This is a genomic window from Methylobacterium sp. WL119 (assembly GCF_008039875.1).
Classification (GTDB): domain Bacteria; phylum Pseudomonadota; class Alphaproteobacteria; order Rhizobiales; family Beijerinckiaceae; genus Methylobacterium.
This window is the reverse complement of record NZ_VRUU01000044.1, coordinates 25,023-41,747: the sequence shown is the minus strand read 5'-3', so window position 1 is coordinate 41,747 and position 16,725 is coordinate 25,023. Positions and strand designations below refer to the sequence as shown.

The window sequence follows — 16,725 nt, the reverse complement described above, 5'->3', positions numbered from 1 at the left end:
CGGTGCGCGAGATGGTGCGCCACGTCTGCGCCCGCACCGGGCTGACCCGCAACCAGGCCTACATGCTGTGCTCGCTCGCCGGAAACCTGCGCATCACCCAGACGGTCGACGGCAACAAGGGCGTCCATATGCTCATGCCCAAGACCGCCCTGACGACCAAGGCCTGAACGGGGCCATCACCGCGCGACCCGCGCGGGCGACCGTCACGGTGCGGGTCGTCCGCGCAGGTCGTCCGCGCAGGTCTTGCGTGGAGATCTTCCGCGCAGGTTGATCGCCGATCACAGGCCGGGTCCGCTCGCGACCGATCGGGGTCGAGAACCTCGAAACGCGGGGACCGTGCCGCGTCGGCCGGATCGCGCCGACGGTGGGAGGCGGGCGTTCTCCGGAGGTTCCCGTGTGCGGTCGCGAGGTAGATGCGGGTCCGACGTCCCGCGCTCGCGATCTTCGCGGCTGCCGGCTGCGCCGCGAGCTGCCGACCGAGGTCGCAGCGCCGGGCGCCCGACACCCGACGCGAGCGTCCCACCGTTCGCCGTCCTTTTCAGAGGTGAAGAGGGGGAGCTGTGGAAGTAGAGGTGCGATTGGTCGCAGAGATCTGCCACACCGCCGGAACTCCTGTGGCCTGCGCGCCTTCAGACAGGACACGAGCGAGGGCATTATGAGTGACGACACAGCGACCAAGACGGAGGCCATCGGCGCTCAGCCGCCCGGTCATCCGTTCGATCCCTCAAAGGCGCCGCCGCCCCTGGCTGAGAGCGCGGGACCAACCTCGCCCGGGTTGCCCGATCCAAAGCCAGACCGCACGCCTGAGAGCGGCGGTTACGACGGCAAGCCGCCGTCCACTAGCTCGAGCAACTCGAAGGGCGGCTATGGGGCAGGTTGAGGCACGGAGTAGGTTCGCGACTCAAAGTCGTGAACCTGGCAGGTGAGGCGAGATCCGCGTCAGTTGCGTTCCTGAGAATTGGAGCACGGGAACGCAGCCCATGGTAGAGTCTAAGGCGCGAGCAGCCGTGTTGGTCGTAGAGGACGAGCCAGTCCAGCTCATGGCGATGGTCGCGGCACTGGGTGATGCCGGCTTCGAGGTGGCCGGGGCAACAGGCGTAGATGCTGCGGTTGCTCATCTCGACGCTCGACCCGAGATTGTCGCGATGATTGCGGACGTGGATCTGGCCGGCGAGCCGTTGACCGGGTTCACGTTAGCGAAAGCGGTCGCGGCACGATGGCCGGAGGTCGCGATCCTCATCGTATCCGGGTTGGCGTCGCCGACCGAGGATCAGCTGCCGATGGCTGCACAGTTTATGCGCAAGCCGTTCTCAGACGAAATGTTGGTCAAAGCCACGCGACGGATCATATCGGCGCGCGGCATGGAGCTTTGAAGGTCGCCTCGTCGGTTCGCCGATCGAGGCGACATCGAGCTACGCTGCTCAGGCGGCTGCGCGACCTGGCCGGCCCAAACCAATATTTTTTGCGAGAGCAGACCGGGCCTCCGAGTACGAGGCGGCCGTCGTCGGATAATCGTCCGGCAGTCCGAACTTCGCCCGGTAGCCGCGCGGGTCGAGCCCATGCTTCGTGAGGTGTCGCTTCAACGTCTTGTATGATTTTCCGTCGATGAAGCTGACGAGCCCGTCGGGCCGGATCGACTTGCGGATCTGTGCCGCGGTGGGCTTCTCAACTTCTTCGTCCGGGGTGCTGACACCACCAGCCGCTGTCACGCTCGCGATGCCATTGAGGGTCGCATGAACGGTGCGGATCAAAGCGGGAAGTTCAGTTGCCGGCACGCGGTTGTTGGACACGTAAGCCGCTACCAGTTCGCCCGCCATTGCGAGCATGTCAGGGTTTAACCCCAGGTTTTCTTGCGTCACTTCGATTATCCTGTATGTACGCTACTGGCGTGAGATCTACCGATCTCTCGTCCAAATCAAGGCATGACTCGCACAAGATCGTGCGATCCTGCCGTGACCTGTACGCATGATCGACGGATAAGGTTTCCAGGAGAAGGCAGCCCGGCGCCCCATCGGGGCGGTCCCAGCTGCTTTCACCACGCTCCGCGGCAGTGCGGCGTCACTCAGGTGCAGCCGTGGAGAAAGACTTCATCCGGAAAATGCGGTGAGCCGGGGCCGATGCGCATTAAAAAAGCCCCGGCCGCGTCTGCGGTCCGGGGCTCATTATCATGCGCAAGCCTGCGGCTGCTGTTCAGTACCCGTAGCCGTAGTACCCGCCGCACGAGCCTGGGCCATACCCATAGGCGCCGTACCCGTACGTGCCACCGTAACCGCAGTTTCCGTAGTAGCCGCCTAAGCCGTAGCCGACGCCCAGGCCAAGACCGACGCCCGCGAGACCGTAGCCAAGTCCCCGACCATATCCGCCGCGACCGTAGCCACCCGCGAAGCCGCGGCCGGCAAACCCACGTCCGACAAAACCGCCGCGGGGTGTGCCTATACCGCCGCGAAAGCCGCCGCCGCCGCCGCCGAAGCCGCCACGGAAACCGCCGCCACCGCCGTGGAAGCCGCCACCGCCACCGCCACCGCCGAAGCCGCGGGCATCAGCGGTCACCGGCGTGAAAGCCAAGGCTGCAATCAGAGCCGTTGACGCAAAAGCAATTTTCTTCATTCCGTGAACTCCATAGCCGACCCATCAGAATCGGCCTGTTATAAAGGAGCAACTGCTAGACCTTGCGATAGTTCTCGCGACAGCGTGTCCTACGACACACGAAAATGTATCGGAGTGTTTCTTAGGGCTTCGCTTGGCTTTGGCGTTCAAAGCTTGGTCTTAGAGCCTGATGGTGTCGCGGTTGGCTCCACCGTCGGGTGCGCGATCCGTAATCGGGTTGGGATGGCACCCAAATGAGGAGATGCATAACGCTCAAGCGACGGGAGTTCCTTTGGCACGACATAGTCCCCCCGCCGATGCGCTCAGCTCGGATATGACAGTGAGTTCGACCGGAATTTCGTAAAGCGGAGGTGCGTTTCCTATGCGTATGCCTTGACGATCTACCTCATCGGGTGGAGCGGTGGATCCTCTTGATGGAAGGGATCGTCGTGGACGAAAAACTCGAAGCTCAACCCTATAACTTCATCGAACTCGCCGCCGACCTCGTCGCGGCTTACGTGTCGAACAACAACGTGCCGGTGTCGGAGTTGCACAATGTGATCGCCAGCGTGCATGCGGCTTTGTCCGGTCTCAGCAATGGGGCGACTGCTGAACCTGCCGGCCCCGAGAAGCCGACCGCGGCACAGATCCGTAAGTCGATCACGCCGGACGCGCTGATCTCCTTCCTCGACGGCAAGCCCTACAAGACGCTGAAGCGTCACCTGACCGTGGCCGGCCTGACGTTGGAGCAGTACCGTGCACGCTACGGTCTGCCGTCGGACTACCCGTCGACCGCTGCAAGCTATTCCGCTCAGCGGTCCGAGCTGGCGCGCTCGCTTGGCCTTGGCCAGCAGAGGCGTAAAGCAGCTCCCAAGGCTGCCGCGGCCGACGAGACAGTCTCCGAGGCGCCCAAGACCCGTGGTCGGAAGCCCAAGGCCGCAGGGGCGTCCGGGGCGGCTCCGAAGGCACGCGGGCATAAGAAGGTCGCCGGGACGGCCTGAGGCCGCTCAGCGCCCCGTTCCGGCACACCGCGGCATCCGTCGCGGTGATGTGCTTCTAACCGAGTCCTGCCATCCTACACCCGGGCCACGTTGCGTATCGGCCTCGCTGGTGAGATCCCGGGTTCCCCCGTCCCGTGAACCGATCGGGGCGGGGCTGAACCGTCTGCTCCCGTGTGAAGGCTCGAAGTCTTCAACAGCATTGTCTTGCAAGGCAGCCCTCCCGTGCGCGCAGGCAACTGAGCGAAGCGTTGCACGTTGGTAATGGCGCTGTGTGCGCTTGAGGCATCCCATGTTGTTGATCGCGTCCCTTGTCGCCGGCACCTTCGTGCTCGCGAGTTCCTTCTCCCTGATCGCCGTCCTGACGGACTGAAGACACACTTGCGCCGCTCGGGATCAGGCGGCCGGGCAGAGTCGGCTCACACCTCAACTGCCCTGCAAGCTTTCCGCAAAATCGTCCGGCACTTCGCCGAACTGGCCAAGGATCGTCGCGCTCTCCAACTTCCCGGCCTCATCGTCGGCGACGATCTTCAGTGCCGCGATGCCGGACATCGCCTCGGCCTTCTTTACCGCGCCGTTCTCTGTCGGCGCCACCTCGCGGTCGCCGGGCACCAGGCGCTTCCGCTCGATGATGAAGGTCTGCCCCACGAACGTCGTCTTCGCGCCGATGGTGCGTCCCCTCAGCCTTGTCTCGGCGGTCGATTGTCGAGCACGTCCCTAAACGGCTTCGAGAGAACGTGCCGGCCCGTTCCATCGTAGACCTCAACCGTCCAAGTCGACCAATCGCGTCGCGTGCTGCCAAGCATCACGTCCAGGACGACGCGCTCGGCATGCGCGCGCATCAGCGCCCAGGTCGGCAGCCGCTTGCCCAGCCGATCGGCGATGAGGTCGTGCCCGTCCGTGCAGTGGAAGCGGTAAAGCGGTGTCGGCATTGGCCTTCTACCCCGCCCTCCACAGCATCCCACCGCTTCGCGCCCGGCTGTGATCGCCATGGTTGAACCGTCGATCCGCTTACTGTCTGTTCCTTGTATGTTCTTGGACAACTCGGAGCACCGATGCACCCCCAGCCCTACGAACCGCCTGTGGAGATCCGTTCAACCGAGGCCGAGGCGATCGCATGGGCCTACCGGCTGGTTGCATGCGGCGACGCCTGGGCCGCGCTGATCCGGGCGATCGAGGACGCGCTGTCCGACCTTTCGGAGGCCGAGCGCCGGACCGAGCAACGCGACCGGCTGATCTCGTACGGCTACGTCCGAGCTGGCGTGGCCGCGGCACCGGCGAGCGACGCCGCGTGAGCCCCTACGCGGTCGATGAACTGATCCTCGGCAGCACGGATGCCGTCCGCGTGCCGGTGATCGGGCAGGCGCTGTGCGCCGGCTTCCCGTCGCCCGCCGACGACTTCCTCGAAGGCGCGCTCGAGCTGCCGCGCTGGCTCGTGCCGAACCCGCCGGCGACCTTCCTGATGCAGATCCGCGGCGAGAGCATGCGCGGCGCCGGCATCCACGACCGCGACCTCGCCTGCATCGACCGCAGCCTTCGGGCCGAGGACGGCAGCGTCGTCGTCGCGGTGGTCGACGGGCAGCTCTCGTGCAAGCGCTACCGGATGGCCGGCAACCGGGCCCGCCTCGACTTCGACAACCCGGAGATGCCGGCGTTTGCCGTCGACGAGTACGGCGAGGTCGAGATCTGGGGCGTGCTGCGCTTCTCGATCCGCTGGCACCTCGCCCGCGGGCGACTGTCGTGAGTGGTCCGGCGCCGCGGCTGCGCGACCGGATCGGCGGAGGGCGCGCCATCGCGCTCATCGACGGCAACAGCTTCTACTGCTCGTGTGAGCGCGTGTTCGACCCGAAGCTTTCCGGCGTTCCGGTGATCGTGCTGTCCAACAATGACGGATGCGCCATCGCCAGGACGGCCGAGGCCAAGGCGCTCGGCATCCGCATGGGCGAGCCCTGGTTCAAGATCCGAGAGATGTGTCGGATGAAGGGCGTGCGGGTATTCTCGTCGAACTACACCCTCTATGGCGACATGAGCGCCCGGGCGAACGCGGTCTACCGCGACTTCTCCTCCATGGTGGAAATCTACTCGATCGACGAGAGCTTCCTCGACCTCTCGGACGTGCGGGCCGATCGCCGCGTCGCGCTGGCCCGCGATCTGCGCGCCACGGTGCGCGCCTGGACCGGCATCCCGACCTGCGTCGGCATCGGCCCGACCAAGACCCTGGCCAAGCTCGCCAACCACATCGCCAAGCGCATCGCTCCGCTCGACGGCGTCTGCGACCTCACCGATCCGGCCGAGTACGACCACTGGCTCTGCCGCATCCCGGCCGGCGAGGTCTGGGGCATCGGCCGCGCCTCGCTCGCCAAACTCGAAGCCATGGGCGTCGACAGCGTGGCCGATCTCGCCGACCTCGACCCCCGCCCGGTGCGCAAGGCGCTGACGGTGGTGGGCGAGCGCATCATCCACGAGCTGCGCGGCCTGTCCTGCCTGCCGCTCGGCGCGCTGCCGGCCCAGCGCAAGGGTTGCGCGGTGACCCGCTCGTTCTCGACCCGGATCGAGGACCGCGCCACGCTGGAGCAGGCGGTCTCGGCGCACGCCACGCGGCTCGGCGAGAAGCTCCGGCGCGAAGGGCTCGCCACGAACCACGTCTCGGTGTTCTACCATACGAGCGAGCACGACCGGGGCGCACCGATGCGCTCGGTCTCGACCACGGTGACGTTGCCGGAGGCCACGAACGACACGCTGGCGCTCATCAAAGCCGCCCGCCTCGGCGTGGCGAGGACTTGGCGCGAGCCCGGCGACCGGCCGTGGCGGTTCAGCAAGGCCGGGATCGTGACCACCGACCTGATGCTGCTCGACGCCAGCCCACGCGCTCTGATCGGGCAGCTCGACCGCGCGCGCTCCGGCCCGCTGATGGCGGCGATCGACGCCTGCAACGCCCGCTTCGGCCGCGGCAGCGTCGTCCCAGCCCGCGCCGGCCTCGTGGAGAGGCGGACGTGGAGCACGAAGTTCGAGATGCGCACGCCGCGCTACACGACGCAGGTCGGCGAGCTGCCAATCGCGGTGGCCGGCTAATGGAGCGCCTGTGCGACCTCCGCGGGCGCCGGCTCGTGGTCGAGTGCCCGCCGTGCAAGCGGCGCGGCACCTACGACTTGGCTCGCCTCCGGCAGCGGTTCGGCGAGCACGCCGACCTCTACGACGTGTATCTCCGCCTGACCCAGACGTGCGGTCATCAGCAGGCGGTCGGCACCCGGCAGCCGAACCAGTATGGCCGGACGTGCCGCGCCGCGTTCGGCGTCGAGGGCGGGGACGGGCGCACGGGCTTGCCGTCGCGCACCTGAGCAACGCCCTATGCCGAAGTGTGCAACCTCGACCGCCTCGCGGTTGACAGCTACGATCTCGTCCTCGACGGCGTGGTCGTCGGCAATGTGGTCCGGGAGGTCTCGGCCGATGGCGGTCATCGTGCCTGGCACGTGGAGCTGCTCGACGACCCGCCGCCTGATCGCCGCCCGAGCCCATTTCGTGAGATCGAGCACACCTCTCCTACGCTTGATGCCGCGACGGCATAGCTCGGCGGCGCGGTGGTCTCAGGTTCTCTTGAGGCAGCGTAGCGCACGAAGGGGAGGATCGGGCTGAGCCTCGGCATCGTCCTCTCGGCGGTCTTGCGCAACGCCGGGGTGCAGCGCGATTCAACTTCCAAAGGATGAGACCCCTTTGCCTCGTTCTTCCCCGGCTAGGCCCCGCTGGGCCCGGCCGAGGCGGGATCATCACGTCGCAGCCACAGCGTTGCTAGGCAAGGTCAACGACGATATCGCCCAGTTCGTCCTTGAGGCAGGCGTGGACGCGACGCAGCCATAGCTGGGCTTCAGCTTCGCCGGCTCTGGCCTCCTCGGCTTGCTTCTCCGCGAGCTTGGCTCGGGCTTCCGACAGACGGGCGAGTTCGTCGGCCTTGTCGGCTCGCAGTGTCGCAGCCTTGGCTGCCGCCTCCGCAGCTTGCGCACGCCGCTCGGCATCCTCGGTCTGCTTCACGCTCCGTCGGATGATCGACTGGGAGCGAAGCGAGACTTCCTGAGCAAAATCGCGTGCCCGGCGTACACGGGCTCCAACATCTCGGATTAGGTCGAGCGCGGCGGGCCAATCGACGACTGTCGGCTCGGCGAACGTCTCCTGCGAACCCGGCATGCTGGGCTCGGCGAAAAGGGGCACGACCTTCTTGCCCGACGTAACGTCGGCAGCCCATTTCGTGCTGCTGCGTGCAGCATCGCTGGGTTCGGCCTCGTCTCCGTCCTGGCGCGCATCGACGGTCCGGCGCTGAGCGTTGATCGACATCAGGCGGTCCGCTTCGCAGACGCTTCGACACTGAACTCGTTCGCGATCGTGTCGTAGACCCGCGACAGCCACTCTTCCGCAATGCGCGCGCGCTCCTCCGCCGCCTTCACACGCTCGTCGGCGGCATTGAGCAACACGTCGGCGCGGCTCTGGATGTCGGCGGTTCGCGCTTCGGCGGCGCGAACCCGTTCAGCGGCCAGCTTGAGATCCTCGCGGGCGCGTTCCAGCAGCTCCTGGACCCGCTGCTCTTGTTCCTGCACCTGGGCCTCGACCTCGCGCGCATGGGTCGCCGCATGCCGAACGCGGTCGATCAGCAGCGACCAGTCCTGCGGCGACGACCGGCGCGTCGGCGGCTGGCCGCCGCCGATGTCATCGAGGGGGCCGACCAGCCGCAACACCTTCGAGAGCTGAGCGTCGGGACCCGGTTCGCCGACCGGGACGTCCAGCGGCGAGAGGCTTTCCCAAGAGAACTTCTTCGCCGGGTCCATTGGACTATCTCACTATTTGCTTAGGCTCGGACCACGCCAGCCTGCTCAGTTAACAGATCGTTCGCAATGGTTAACAGAAGCTTAACGCAATGGCTATCGCTGATGTCGCGGGCGTTCGCGTCGTCGGCGTTGTCAACTTAGTCGAAGGCGACCGCCATCCACTGCAGCAAAGCTTTCTCGACGGCTCGCTCCAGCCGGCCTGCGTGAAGTCGCTATGTTTAGGATGGCTTGGTACTGAGCGCCCCTTGAAGGCATTCACAGAACCGAAACATAGAGGCAGAAGCCTTCGCCTTGCTGTGTCGGGTTTGCCACAAGGCGGGCTTAAGTGGATCGGTCCGTTTCGAGGGCCGCCGCCGGCGCCCGTGGCATCCGCTTGCGGGCGTCCGTTCCACCGGCCGCCCCGGTGACCTCGACGGGGGCTCTGCGTCGCTTGGGACGGCTGACAGCCGGCGCCTGCTCACCATCAACGGCAGCTCCCTTGTGGCCGAGATCGTCATCGCGCGACGTGGGCGCCGCCGCCGCAGATGTCAGCGCGATCGCCCACTGTACATCGGAAAGCATTCAACGTTCCTTATAAGAAAAAAACGAACAACCCATCCATGAGAGGACGCAATCTCATCCGAAAATTTCTGCGCGCATTCGACTAGACGTCGAAACTGGACGCTTGAACGAGCTTGAATCAAAAAACAACGCTCGATGTCAATCCGAATGTTCCCGCCGCATTTGGGATTCGCCTTTAATAGATTTGCGTGATATAAATCTACTTATGCCTATAATAGGCATTTAATGCGTATAGGATCGTCTTCGCGATGGCATGGTCATCTTTTCGGAACGTGCTGTCATCGCCGTCGACTGGCTCGTCGCTGAAGGATGCGCCGGTCGATGAGGTATCGAGACAGCCCAAGCCTGACATCGCCCTGCCCAAAGCGAACCTCGATGCGTTCGATAGCGCAATGAAACGGACGAGCGCCGCGCGCGCGGAGAAGCCATTGTCTCTCGACTCGATCGGCCAGCGCGATGAGGTCGTAAGGCAGCGCATCAATGCGATGATGGATCGCCTGGAGGACTTGAGGACATTGGAGGAAGATTTCTCCTCCATTCTCGAGCCGATCATCAGTATTAGCGATGAACTGCCTCGCGCAAGCATGCGCATCGCCGAACTTGAGACGTCGCTTGCGCAGGAATTCCAATCGAGCCGAACGATCAGGCTCGAAGTCGCGGAGCTTCTCACCCGGTCGGCCGGTCTGGCCACCGAGCTCTCCGATGCCCTCGCGCGAGCCGATCGATCTGAGAACCAGTTGCGCGCCGCGGACGCTACGATCGCCGACCAGCGTGTCGAGATCCGCGACAAAGCGCTCTCCATCGAAAACATGGAGCGGCAACTCTTCGCTGAAGCCGAACAGGTGAAGGCTTTGAGCGGCGAGAACAAAGCCCTGCGGCTGGAAGCACAGGCCGCCGACAGCGCGCTCGCACGATCGGAGCATGAGCTGCTCGGCGCCCGCGAGAGCCTTGGTGTCCTCGATGCGGACAACCGCCGCATGACGACGCTCAACGAGGAGCAGGCCGTCCAGCTCTCGGAACTGGAGAGCCGCCATCGAAGCTTGGAGGCTCTGGCTGAAGTGGAGCGCCATCGCTTACGGGCGGCCGAGAGCCAGCTCGCGAGCGAGGTCGCCGCGCGAGAAAGGAACGAGGCTCAACACGAGACGGACCTCAGCTTCTTGCGGACCGAGCGCTCAGGATTGGCCATGAAGCTCGAAGCCGCGACCAATCGAGCGGAATCGAACGAGCAGCTGCTCGGCCAGGCACGCAACCAACTCCGTGAGAAGGATGAGGCGCACAGGATCGCGGATCGCAATTTCAAAGAGGCTAGCATCGCGCGTACCACTGCGGAGAGGCGCTTGGACTCCCTTCAGACCGATCTGGCGCGTCAGACCGAACGGTTCCTCGACATGCAGCGGTTGCGCGGTGAACTCGAATCGCGCTGCGACATGCTCGGCAAGGCGCTGGCTGCCCGAGAGGCGGCGGTCGAGCAAGCCGGCATTCGCAACGCTGCCCTCGTCGAGCGCATCGAGCAGATGACCCATCGTCAGGAAGCGGCGCGCGCCGAGTTCGAGTTGGCAAACCGGCGGTTGACGGAGGACTTGCAGAACGAGCGCTCGGAGCGCGCTCTGGTCCAAGGCGCCTTGGACATCGCCCGGGAAACGCGTGTATCGCTTCAGAAGCAGTACGAAGTCCTCAAACGCTCGGGCCGAGGATGGCGGGCCGGGGAAGAGGATGCGTCTCCGGTTGGTGCCGAGCCAACGTCGGAGCCCGTCAGCAACGTCCGGCCGTTCAACGCAGCCGTTCAAAATTAACGATCAAATATTTATTGCGGAACAAGGTTTAGGATGAGCGATCCCGCCTCCAAAGACATGCCGTTCTCTACGGGTCAGTCGATGATGCTTCGTGCATGGCAATCGAACGCGACGAAGCCTGGAGAAAAGGTCGTCAGCTTCCTCCCCTCATCGGAAGGTGGGTCTGGAGCAATGTCGGCAAACCCGGAGAATGCAGGAGGGCCGCCCCTGAGGGAGTGGTCGGCCGCCGTCGATCTCATCGAAGAGGCGAGCGAAGCGATCCGCATCGGTGAGCAGCGAGCTGCGGAATTGGAAGCCCAGCTTACGCATGTCACCACCCAGGCATCGGAGGAGATGCGCCGTCTGAATCAGCAGATCTCGCTCACGGAGCAGAAGCTTTCTCGTGCCGAGGAGCGCGCGCGTCTGGCCGAAAGCCGGGCCCACGAAGCTGAGGCGTGGCTCGTCCGGCTTCACGACGCGGCAATCACGGCTTTCGGATCGAGGGCCGCACAGAAAGCCGCGTCCCTCAATGGCGAACCCTCTGACTGAAACGGACTCGGTGCAGTGTTCAGGTCGGACCCGACGTCCTCGTTTACGGCTACTTCCGCCGATCATGCTCAGGTGGGCTCGTCGAGCCTTGCTACACCGTTGCATTTTGCCAAGGTCAACCCGGGTGTCGTCCTTGAACTGATTGCGCAGGCCGAGACAGAAATTACCAGTTTCGAGCTTTGGCGCAACAAGATCCATTCCGATGCGTGCCTGCTGCTCGCTCGCATCAAGCAGGAACGCCTGGACTACGCCACGCAAATCAGGAACCTCGACCATGAGGTCAGGGTTTTACAGGAGAAATCCACCGAGGCAGAGCGTGTCGCCTATATGGCGCTCGTTGAGCTGGACGGCGCACTCCGTCTCTGCGAGATGGCAAATGCAAGAATTCTAGAAGCTGAAGAAAGGGCAGAAGCTGCCGAGAGGCGCGCTGAAAGCGCCGAAGGTTGGCTCGAGAAGGTACAGGCCGCCATTACGTTCGAATTAATAGATCAGCCGCGCGAGCGCCATGGCGGCGAATGAACGCTTCATCAAATTAAGAGATTTATACAAAAACTATCATTCGTCTCTATCTTGCCTGTGGTCATTTTGAAGGCCGGCATCAGATAACGTGTTTTAAGGCTGGCTTCTCTGAAAATTCTGCCACGATAGTTTCCTGGACCCGCGCCAGCCACTCCTCGGAGATACGCGCACGCTCCTCGGCCGCCAGCAGTTTTTCGTCGGCAGCCTTTAGCAAGGCGTCGGCACGGCTCTGGATATCGGCAGAGCGTGCCTCGGCAGCTCGGACACGCTCAGCGGCATCCCGGACATCCTGCCGGACACGGTCGAGCAATGCCTGAACGCGCAATTCCTGTTCCTGAGCCTGCGCCTCAATATCACGAGCATGCTGGGCCGCCTGACGAACCCGATCGATTAGTTTTGACCAATCCTCAGGTGGCGAACGAGGGTCGGAGGTAATCTCCGTTCCAACGCTGTCGAAGTGACCGACAAGCGGTAGCACCTTCGTGATATGAGTGCCGACAGCATCCCCTTGATTAGACGCATCGAGAGCTGAGAGGTATCCGAAAGGGAATCTCTTCACCGGTTTCATGGAGCTCCTTGGCGCGACGCGTGCGCCATTTAGATAGGCCGCGATTATTGATGATAGTAAATTTAGACTATCTAGTGTCCGGTTTGCAAGTCACGGCGTCCTAGCTCCGGCCGATCTCCACACAGCTCTCCCAGCCTTGCGCCGTGCCAAGACCTTCCGCTGCCGATGGAGCTTGACCTTCAGCATGGGACCCCAGCGCCACGCGTTCTCGATAGCGCGGAAGACCCTCTCCTGTCCGCCCATCGATCGGCCAACTCGACCGCGAGCGCTCCCGGCCGCTGATGGCGGCGATCGACGCCTGCAACGCCCGCTTCGGCCGCGGCAGCGTCGTCCCCGCCCGGGCTAGACTCGTGAGAAAACGGACATGGAGCACGAAGTTTGAGATGCGGACGCCGCGCTACACGAGCCAGGTCGGCAAGTTGGCGATGGCGCACGCGCGACCGGCGGTATGGCGGGCCGTCGCAGCAGGGTCGTCTTGTCGTGAAGTGCGCACCTTTGAGGTGGCGTCCCGGGATTTCCGGGGTCATTCCGCGGCTTCAGCGCGCCCCTCATCGACATCCGCCTCATCGTCGGCGTCGACACCTTGCTCCAGCTGCTCCTCGTCGTCCGTCGCCGCCTGCGGGGTGATCCCAAACCGGGCGGCGACGTCGGGTGCGAAGCGCAGCAAATCGGGGCGAAGACGCAGGAGGCTGAGGTCCTTGGATTTCCCTTCCAGCATCACGTCGAAAACCAATCCCTCGGCCATCCGCATGAACGTCGCGAACTCGAAGGGGTTGGTGAAGTCGGCGTGACCCGTCCAGACGGGGGGCCGCAACACCGTCTTCACCCGTGCCGTCGCCTTGATCGGCGCCTTCAACACCTCCTTCGACTTACCCCTGGCTTTTCCGGCCTTGGCCGCCTCTCGTCGCTTGGGGGTGATCTTTTGCTTGATCTCGCGCAACTCGGTGCGCGGCGAGGAGAAATGCATTTTCGGGCGGACGCCAGCGGGCCACGTCGCAAGGAAGCGCTCGAAGGTCTCGCGCATGTCCAGCCGCTCGGGATTGAGGCACCAGAAATGCTGGTAGTCGAAAATCAACCGCACACCGGTACGCTCGTGGATCCAGAGCACGTCCGCCGCCGAGAAGCGCAGGTCATCATTCTCCAGCACCAGACGGCGCTTCACGTGCTCCGGGCAGAGGTTCCAGCCGTCGACCCAACGCGCCCGGCTCGCCTCGTGGTCGTCGTAGACGCCACCGACATGGGTGATCATCACCGCCTCGTCGTCCAGCTCCATCCGGTCCAGCATCTCGGCTTGGCTGGAGAGATCCCAGATGCTCTTCTTCGTGAGCTCGGAGTTCGGAGCGTTCAGCAGCACGTACTGCGAGGGATGGAACGACAGCCGGATGTCGTAGGCCCGGGCCTTTGCGCCGAACGCCCGCAGCTCGGCATCGCTCTCCGCCACCATGTTGTGAAACCGGGGCATGTCCGGGTGGGTCGCATAAGGCGCGATGTCCGACGACATCCGGTACATGTCGAGGTTCTTAGACTTGAGGTAGTCCAGGACGTGGTCCAGCAGTTCGAGGGAGCACTTGAGGTGCGGATCCTTCTGCCAGCGCCGGGTGTCCTGCGACTTCAGGTCTGGCCGCCCCATCACCTTGACGGGAAAGCCCAGCCGCAAAGGACGATCATTGCCGGTCATGCCTGCACCTGTGCCTGGGGAAACCCGAGTCCCTGGATGAAGTCGTTCCAGTCGGCGTTGCGCAGCGCCCCGCCTGTCGCCTGGGCGTGGCCGTTGCCGTAGCGCCCGTCGGCGTTGGCCGGACGATGCTCGGCGAGGAAGGCGATGAGATCGCGCCCGCTGGCCGACCGAGCGGCGAAATGCACCCAGCCGGGGCGATAGCCCGCGTTCGCGGCGATCACGATCTTGTTCTTCAGGCGCCCCCGCCATTGCTGGGCGATCAGGGGATGGATCTGGCACGGGGAGTCGAGCGATATCAGCGCGACGTCGCCGCCGATGGCGGGCGGCACGCGCTTGGCCGTGTCCATGGCCGCCCGGACCTCGGTCTTGGCCGCGTGCAAAGCTAACGCATCGGCATCGTCGCCCTTGGTGATGCGTTTTGGGCCATCCGATGCCAGCAGAAGTCGTAACGCCGGCCCTGCGTCGGCCGCCGCGGTTCGGCGGGGGGCGTTGACGAGCGACGTGGCATCGCGAAGGGCTGTCTTGCCCCAGCGAGCCTGGGCCTCGGCGATCTCCGGGAAGTCGAGGCCCTCGGCCATGTCGCCGATCAGGCCCACCGCCGCCAGCCATAGCAGGTCGGCCTGGTCCCCCATGGCGCCAACGGCCCACCAGGCAAGCAGGGCGGTGGTCGGCTCAGGGGCGAGGCCGTTCCCGCTGATCGTGATCGCGTCCCTCGGTTCGCCGGTCGGGACGTGGTGGTCGATGACGAGTGTCGGGCAGCCCGACAGCACGGGGTCGGCTCGGGTGCCGAGGTCGGCCAGGATCAGTCCGCCGGGCTCGTGCTCGCCCAGCCGGTCGGCGACCTGGGGGTCCCACGGTGACTCCCCCTTACCGACAACGAGCGATACCGCCTCCCATCCCGCTTGCCGGAGGGCTCGGACCAGTATGGCGGCCGCGGTCAGACCGTCCGCATCGAAATGGCTGACGATCAGGATGGGCTTCTTTTTGTTGAACTTGGCGAGGGCGGCCTTCATCGCGTCCCGTGCCGACCCTCGTGTATCGCCATGCGATGACAGGCTTCCGACCATTCGAGACCTCACTGACCCACCCGTCATTTCATACCCCATGGCCCCGTTCGAAGGCCGGCCCCGAAATCCTTTGATGCAAGCAAGAGATGCGCATCGCCCGGCGAGGCAACGTCCGAGTTTCGGAACCGATGGCAGGCAAATCAGAGAATTCTGTTCAAAGATTCCATTGCCCGGGGTGCAAGCGCACAGGCGATCGGCCGTCGGCACCATACGGCCTCCCAAACGGCATCGGCCTCCTGATGTCCGGGGTCGGACGATGTTAGGATCTGGTCGGAATCACGTCGAAGGGCTCTGGGAGCCATGCCTGGTTCGGCCTGCCGGTTTCCCGGCAGCTGCGATGCCCTTGGACCGGGAAAGCCCTGTCGCCACTGTATCGCGGCCGCGATTGCGCAACTTGCCGCCAGTCTCCGTGAACGCATCGCCGCGAACCGAATGGAAGGACGGCCGCCATACGCCAACCGACCGGAACAACCCTCGAATCCAGATCGATCGCTTCATGGTTCGCGCATCGGGTTAGCAACCGCAGCGAAAGCGGCCGCCGGAGAGTCGGATTGTCGGTCAAGAGCGTCGACCGGCGAGGTCGGTCACACGCCGGGTCAAGCGGCCTTCCGGGTTTTGCCGGCCAAAGCCTTGCCCGAAATGCGCTTCCTCGAAGGCGTCGAGGTCTTCGCCTTGGTCTTCCGCGGCTGCACCTTCGCTGATCCCTCCCCATTCTCGCACCTGATGCTGCGCTTAAGGGCCTCCATCAGGTTCACGACGTTACCGGAGTTCGGCGCACCGGCCTTCGCCTTGCCCTTGCTCTTGCCCTTCGCGGGCTTCGGTGCCTTGCCCTTCACCAGGGCGATCAGCGCCTCCTCGTAGCGGTCCTCGAACTTCGACGGATCGAACTTTCGGGTGGAGCGCGCGATCAGCTCCTCGGCGAGCGCCCGCATCTCGGCCGTGGGATCGCCGTCGGGCATGTCCTCGAAGTAGGCCGTCGGCGAGCGGACCTCGTCCTGGTATCGCAGCAGCGTCGCGAGCAGGCCCTTGCCGTACGGTTCAAGCAGGACCACCCGCTCGCGCTTGTAGATGACGATGCGGCCGAGCCCGGCCATGCCTTTCTTCCTCATCGCATCCCGGATCACGGCGAAGGCCTCGCGCGAGACCTTGTCCTCGGCCGCCAGGTAGTACGGCTTGTCCAGGTAGCGCTCGTCGACCTCCGCGCGCCTGCAGAACGCCTCGATGTTGATCGTGTGCGTGCTCTCCAGGGCGATCTCGCTGAGCTCGTCGTCCTCGATCGGCACGAGGTCGTCCTTGGCGATCTCGCATCCCTTGACCTGATCGTCGCGATCCACGGTGTCGCCGGTCACGGAGTCGACCATCAGCTGCTTGAGACGGTTGCCGGTCTCGCGGTTGATCGTATGGCACTTCAGCTCCCTCGACGAGCTGACTGCCGGATACAGTCCGACCGCGCAGGAGACGAGTGAAAGTCGAAGATGACCTTTCCAGTTGGCGCGGGCTGCCACGTCCGTCTCCTGTGTCCGTCGAAGTATTTCCGGCCGCCGATGCCTTCGCGCCGCGAAGGTCGGGAGCTTGACGGTTCAACGAGGGTCCAACTCGACTCGTTCCTCCAC

The 16,725-nt window shown here is 64.5% G+C and carries 19 protein-coding genes and 2 pseudogenes; 10 read left to right on the top strand and 11 right to left on the bottom strand.

Annotation, left to right across the window (positions count from 1 at the left end; genetic code table 11):
* Positions 1-167, top strand: a pseudogene (locus tag FV227_RS29890) (amidase); the annotation flags it as partial.
* Between the two features lie 813 nt (positions 168-980).
* Positions 981-1,373: a response regulator gene (locus tag FV227_RS16260; protein ID WP_147725122.1), complete on the top strand. Its 393-nt coding sequence runs from the start codon at positions 981-983 to the stop codon at positions 1,371-1,373.
* A 48-nt stretch (positions 1,374-1,421) separates the two neighbouring features.
* On the opposite strand, the gene FV227_RS16255 is transcribed toward FV227_RS16260, so the two are convergent.
* Both FV227_RS16255 and FV227_RS29095 read right to left on the bottom strand, forming a co-directional pair.
* On the bottom strand, positions 1,422-1,817 hold the full coding sequence (locus FV227_RS16255) for a MucR family transcriptional regulator (protein WP_147840978.1): 396 nt from the start codon (positions 1,815-1,817) through the stop codon (positions 1,422-1,424).
* Between the two features lie 373 nt (positions 1,818-2,190).
* Positions 2,191-2,607 carry a hypothetical protein gene (locus tag FV227_RS29095; protein ID WP_187274843.1) on the bottom strand — a complete coding sequence of 139 codons (417 nt, stop codon included), beginning with the start codon at positions 2,605-2,607 and terminating at the stop codon, positions 2,191-2,193.
* 413 nt (positions 2,608-3,020) lie between these two features.
* On the opposite strand from FV227_RS29095, the gene FV227_RS16245 reads away from it, so the two are divergent.
* Complete coding sequence (locus FV227_RS16245) at positions 3,021-3,587, top strand: MucR family transcriptional regulator (protein WP_147725124.1); 567 nt, start codon at positions 3,021-3,023, stop codon at positions 3,585-3,587.
* A gap of 423 nt (positions 3,588-4,010) precedes the next feature.
* On the opposite strand, the gene FV227_RS16240 is transcribed toward FV227_RS16245, so the two are convergent.
* Both FV227_RS16240 and FV227_RS16235 read right to left on the bottom strand, forming a co-directional pair.
* A complete protein-coding gene (locus tag FV227_RS16240; protein ID WP_147859442.1) occupies positions 4,011-4,253 on the bottom strand; it encodes a hypothetical protein in 243 nt (80 codons plus the stop codon).
* Positions 4,254-4,264: 11 nt separating this feature from the next.
* Entirely contained in the window at positions 4,265-4,516 is a 252-nt protein-coding gene (locus FV227_RS16235) for a hypothetical protein (RefSeq protein WP_147725128.1), read from the bottom strand.
* A gap of 123 nt (positions 4,517-4,639) precedes the next feature.
* Between FV227_RS16235 and FV227_RS16230 the strand changes: the two genes are divergently transcribed.
* The 3 genes from FV227_RS16230 to FV227_RS16220 are packed head-to-tail and all read left to right on the top strand — an operon-like array spanning position 4,640 to position 6,656.
* Positions 4,640-4,879 carry a hypothetical protein gene (locus FV227_RS16230; protein ID WP_147725130.1) on the top strand — a complete coding sequence of 80 codons (240 nt, stop codon included), beginning with the start codon at positions 4,640-4,642 and terminating at the stop codon, positions 4,877-4,879.
* Positions 4,876-5,328, top strand: a complete 453-nt coding sequence (locus tag FV227_RS16225; protein WP_147725132.1) for a S24 family peptidase — start codon at positions 4,876-4,878, stop codon at positions 5,326-5,328. Before FV227_RS16230 ends, FV227_RS16225 begins: the two co-directional genes overlap by 4 nt.
* Positions 5,325-6,656, top strand: a complete 1,332-nt coding sequence (locus FV227_RS16220) for a Y-family DNA polymerase (protein WP_147725134.1) — start codon at positions 5,325-5,327, stop codon at positions 6,654-6,656. The genes FV227_RS16225 and FV227_RS16220 overlap by 4 nt, the downstream gene beginning before the upstream one ends.
* Here the strand turns inward: FV227_RS16220 and FV227_RS29090 are convergent.
* From FV227_RS29090 to FV227_RS16200, 3 genes are all read right to left on the bottom strand, one after another.
* A complete protein-coding gene (locus tag FV227_RS29090; protein ID WP_187274842.1) occupies positions 6,653-7,117 on the bottom strand; it encodes a hypothetical protein in 465 nt (154 codons plus the stop codon). The two genes, FV227_RS16220 and FV227_RS29090, sit on opposite strands and share 4 nt — an antisense overlap.
* Before the next feature lie 253 nt (positions 7,118-7,370).
* The gene (locus FV227_RS16205; protein ID WP_147725139.1) at positions 7,371-7,910 is read right to left on the bottom strand and encodes a hypothetical protein; all 540 of its coding nucleotides are present in this window, start codon (positions 7,908-7,910) and stop codon (positions 7,371-7,373) included.
* The gene (locus tag FV227_RS16200; RefSeq protein ID WP_147859441.1) at positions 7,910-8,398 is read right to left on the bottom strand and encodes a hypothetical protein; all 489 of its coding nucleotides are present in this window, start codon (positions 8,396-8,398) and stop codon (positions 7,910-7,912) included. The genes FV227_RS16205 and FV227_RS16200 overlap by 1 nt, the downstream gene beginning before the upstream one ends.
* A gap of 809 nt (positions 8,399-9,207) precedes the next feature.
* Between FV227_RS16200 and FV227_RS16195 the strand changes: the two genes are divergently transcribed.
* The 3 genes from FV227_RS16195 (at position 9,208) to FV227_RS16185 (ending at position 11,799) form a co-directional block, all read left to right on the top strand.
* Positions 9,208-10,752 carry a chromosome partitioning protein ParA gene (locus FV227_RS16195; protein ID WP_147725142.1) on the top strand — a complete coding sequence of 515 codons (1,545 nt, stop codon included), beginning with the start codon at positions 9,208-9,210 and terminating at the stop codon, positions 10,750-10,752.
* Between the two features lie 33 nt (positions 10,753-10,785).
* Positions 10,786-11,280 carry a hypothetical protein gene (locus FV227_RS16190; protein ID WP_147725143.1) on the top strand — a complete coding sequence of 165 codons (495 nt, stop codon included), beginning with the start codon at positions 10,786-10,788 and terminating at the stop codon, positions 11,278-11,280.
* Positions 11,281-11,352: 72 nt separating this feature from the next.
* Entirely contained in the window at positions 11,353-11,799 is a 447-nt protein-coding gene (locus FV227_RS16185) for a hypothetical protein (protein ID WP_147725144.1), read from the top strand.
* Between the two features lie 79 nt (positions 11,800-11,878).
* Here the strand turns inward: FV227_RS16185 and FV227_RS16180 are convergent, their stop codons facing one another.
* Entirely contained in the window at positions 11,879-12,367 is a 489-nt protein-coding gene (locus FV227_RS16180; RefSeq protein ID WP_147725145.1) for a hypothetical protein, read from the bottom strand.
* A 245-nt stretch (positions 12,368-12,612) separates the two neighbouring features.
* On the opposite strand from FV227_RS16180, the pseudogene FV227_RS16175 reads away from it, so the two are divergent.
* Positions 12,613-12,804 (top strand): annotated as a pseudogene (locus FV227_RS16175) (DUF4113 domain-containing protein); the annotation flags it as partial.
* An 86-nt stretch (positions 12,805-12,890) separates the two neighbouring features.
* Here the strand turns inward: FV227_RS16175 and uvsE are convergent.
* The 3 genes from uvsE to FV227_RS16160 all read right to left on the bottom strand — a co-directional run bounded on the left by uvsE (position 12,891) and on the right by FV227_RS16160 (position 16,617).
* A complete protein-coding gene (gene uvsE / locus FV227_RS16170; RefSeq protein WP_187274841.1) occupies positions 12,891-14,045 on the bottom strand; it encodes a UV DNA damage repair endonuclease UvsE in 1,155 nt (384 codons plus the stop codon).
* Complete coding sequence (locus FV227_RS16165; RefSeq protein ID WP_210246725.1) at positions 14,042-15,058, bottom strand: DHH family phosphoesterase; 1,017 nt, start codon at positions 15,056-15,058, stop codon at positions 14,042-14,044. Before FV227_RS16165 ends, uvsE begins: the two co-directional genes overlap by 4 nt.
* 650 nt (positions 15,059-15,708) lie before the next feature.
* A complete protein-coding gene (locus tag FV227_RS16160) occupies positions 15,709-16,617 on the bottom strand; it encodes a Ku protein (RefSeq protein WP_147725147.1) in 909 nt (302 codons plus the stop codon).
* Between the last annotated feature and the right edge of the window lie 108 nt (positions 16,618-16,725).

Excerpts from the sequence above, each read along its gene's own strand:
- FV227_RS16260 (WP_147725122.1), top strand. The coding sequence starts at position 981 with ATGGTAGAGTCTAAGGCGCGAGCAGCCGTGTTGGTCGTAGAGGACGAG.
- FV227_RS16255 (WP_147840978.1), bottom strand. The coding sequence starts at position 1,817 with ATGGCGGGCGAACTGGTAGCGGCTTACGTGTCCAACAACCGCGTGCCG.
- FV227_RS29095 (WP_187274843.1), bottom strand. The coding sequence starts at position 2,607 with ATGAAGAAAATTGCTTTTGCGTCAACGGCTCTGATTGCAGCCTTGGCT.
- FV227_RS16245 (WP_147725124.1), top strand. The coding sequence starts at position 3,021 with ATGGAAGGGATCGTCGTGGACGAAAAACTCGAAGCTCAACCCTATAAC.
- FV227_RS16235 (WP_147725128.1), bottom strand. The coding sequence starts at position 4,516 with ATGCCGACACCGCTTTACCGCTTCCACTGCACGGACGGGCACGACCTC.
- FV227_RS16230 (WP_147725130.1), top strand. The coding sequence starts at position 4,640 with ATGCACCCCCAGCCCTACGAACCGCCTGTGGAGATCCGTTCAACCGAG.
- FV227_RS16205 (WP_147725139.1), bottom strand. The coding sequence starts at position 7,910 with ATGTCGATCAACGCTCAGCGCCGGACCGTCGATGCGCGCCAGGACGGA.
- FV227_RS16200 (WP_147859441.1), bottom strand. The coding sequence starts at position 8,398 with ATGGACCCGGCGAAGAAGTTCTCTTGGGAAAGCCTCTCGCCGCTGGAC.
- FV227_RS16195 (WP_147725142.1), top strand. The coding sequence starts at position 9,208 with ATGGCATGGTCATCTTTTCGGAACGTGCTGTCATCGCCGTCGACTGGC.
- FV227_RS16190 (WP_147725143.1), top strand. The coding sequence starts at position 10,786 with ATGAGCGATCCCGCCTCCAAAGACATGCCGTTCTCTACGGGTCAGTCG.
- FV227_RS16180 (WP_147725145.1), bottom strand. The coding sequence starts at position 12,367 with ATGAAACCGGTGAAGAGATTCCCTTTCGGATACCTCTCAGCTCTCGAT.
- uvsE (WP_187274841.1), bottom strand. The coding sequence starts at position 14,045 with ATGACCGGCAATGATCGTCCTTTGCGGCTGGGCTTTCCCGTCAAGGTG.
- FV227_RS16165 (WP_210246725.1), bottom strand. The coding sequence starts at position 15,058 with ATGAAGGCCGCCCTCGCCAAGTTCAACAAAAAGAAGCCCATCCTGATC.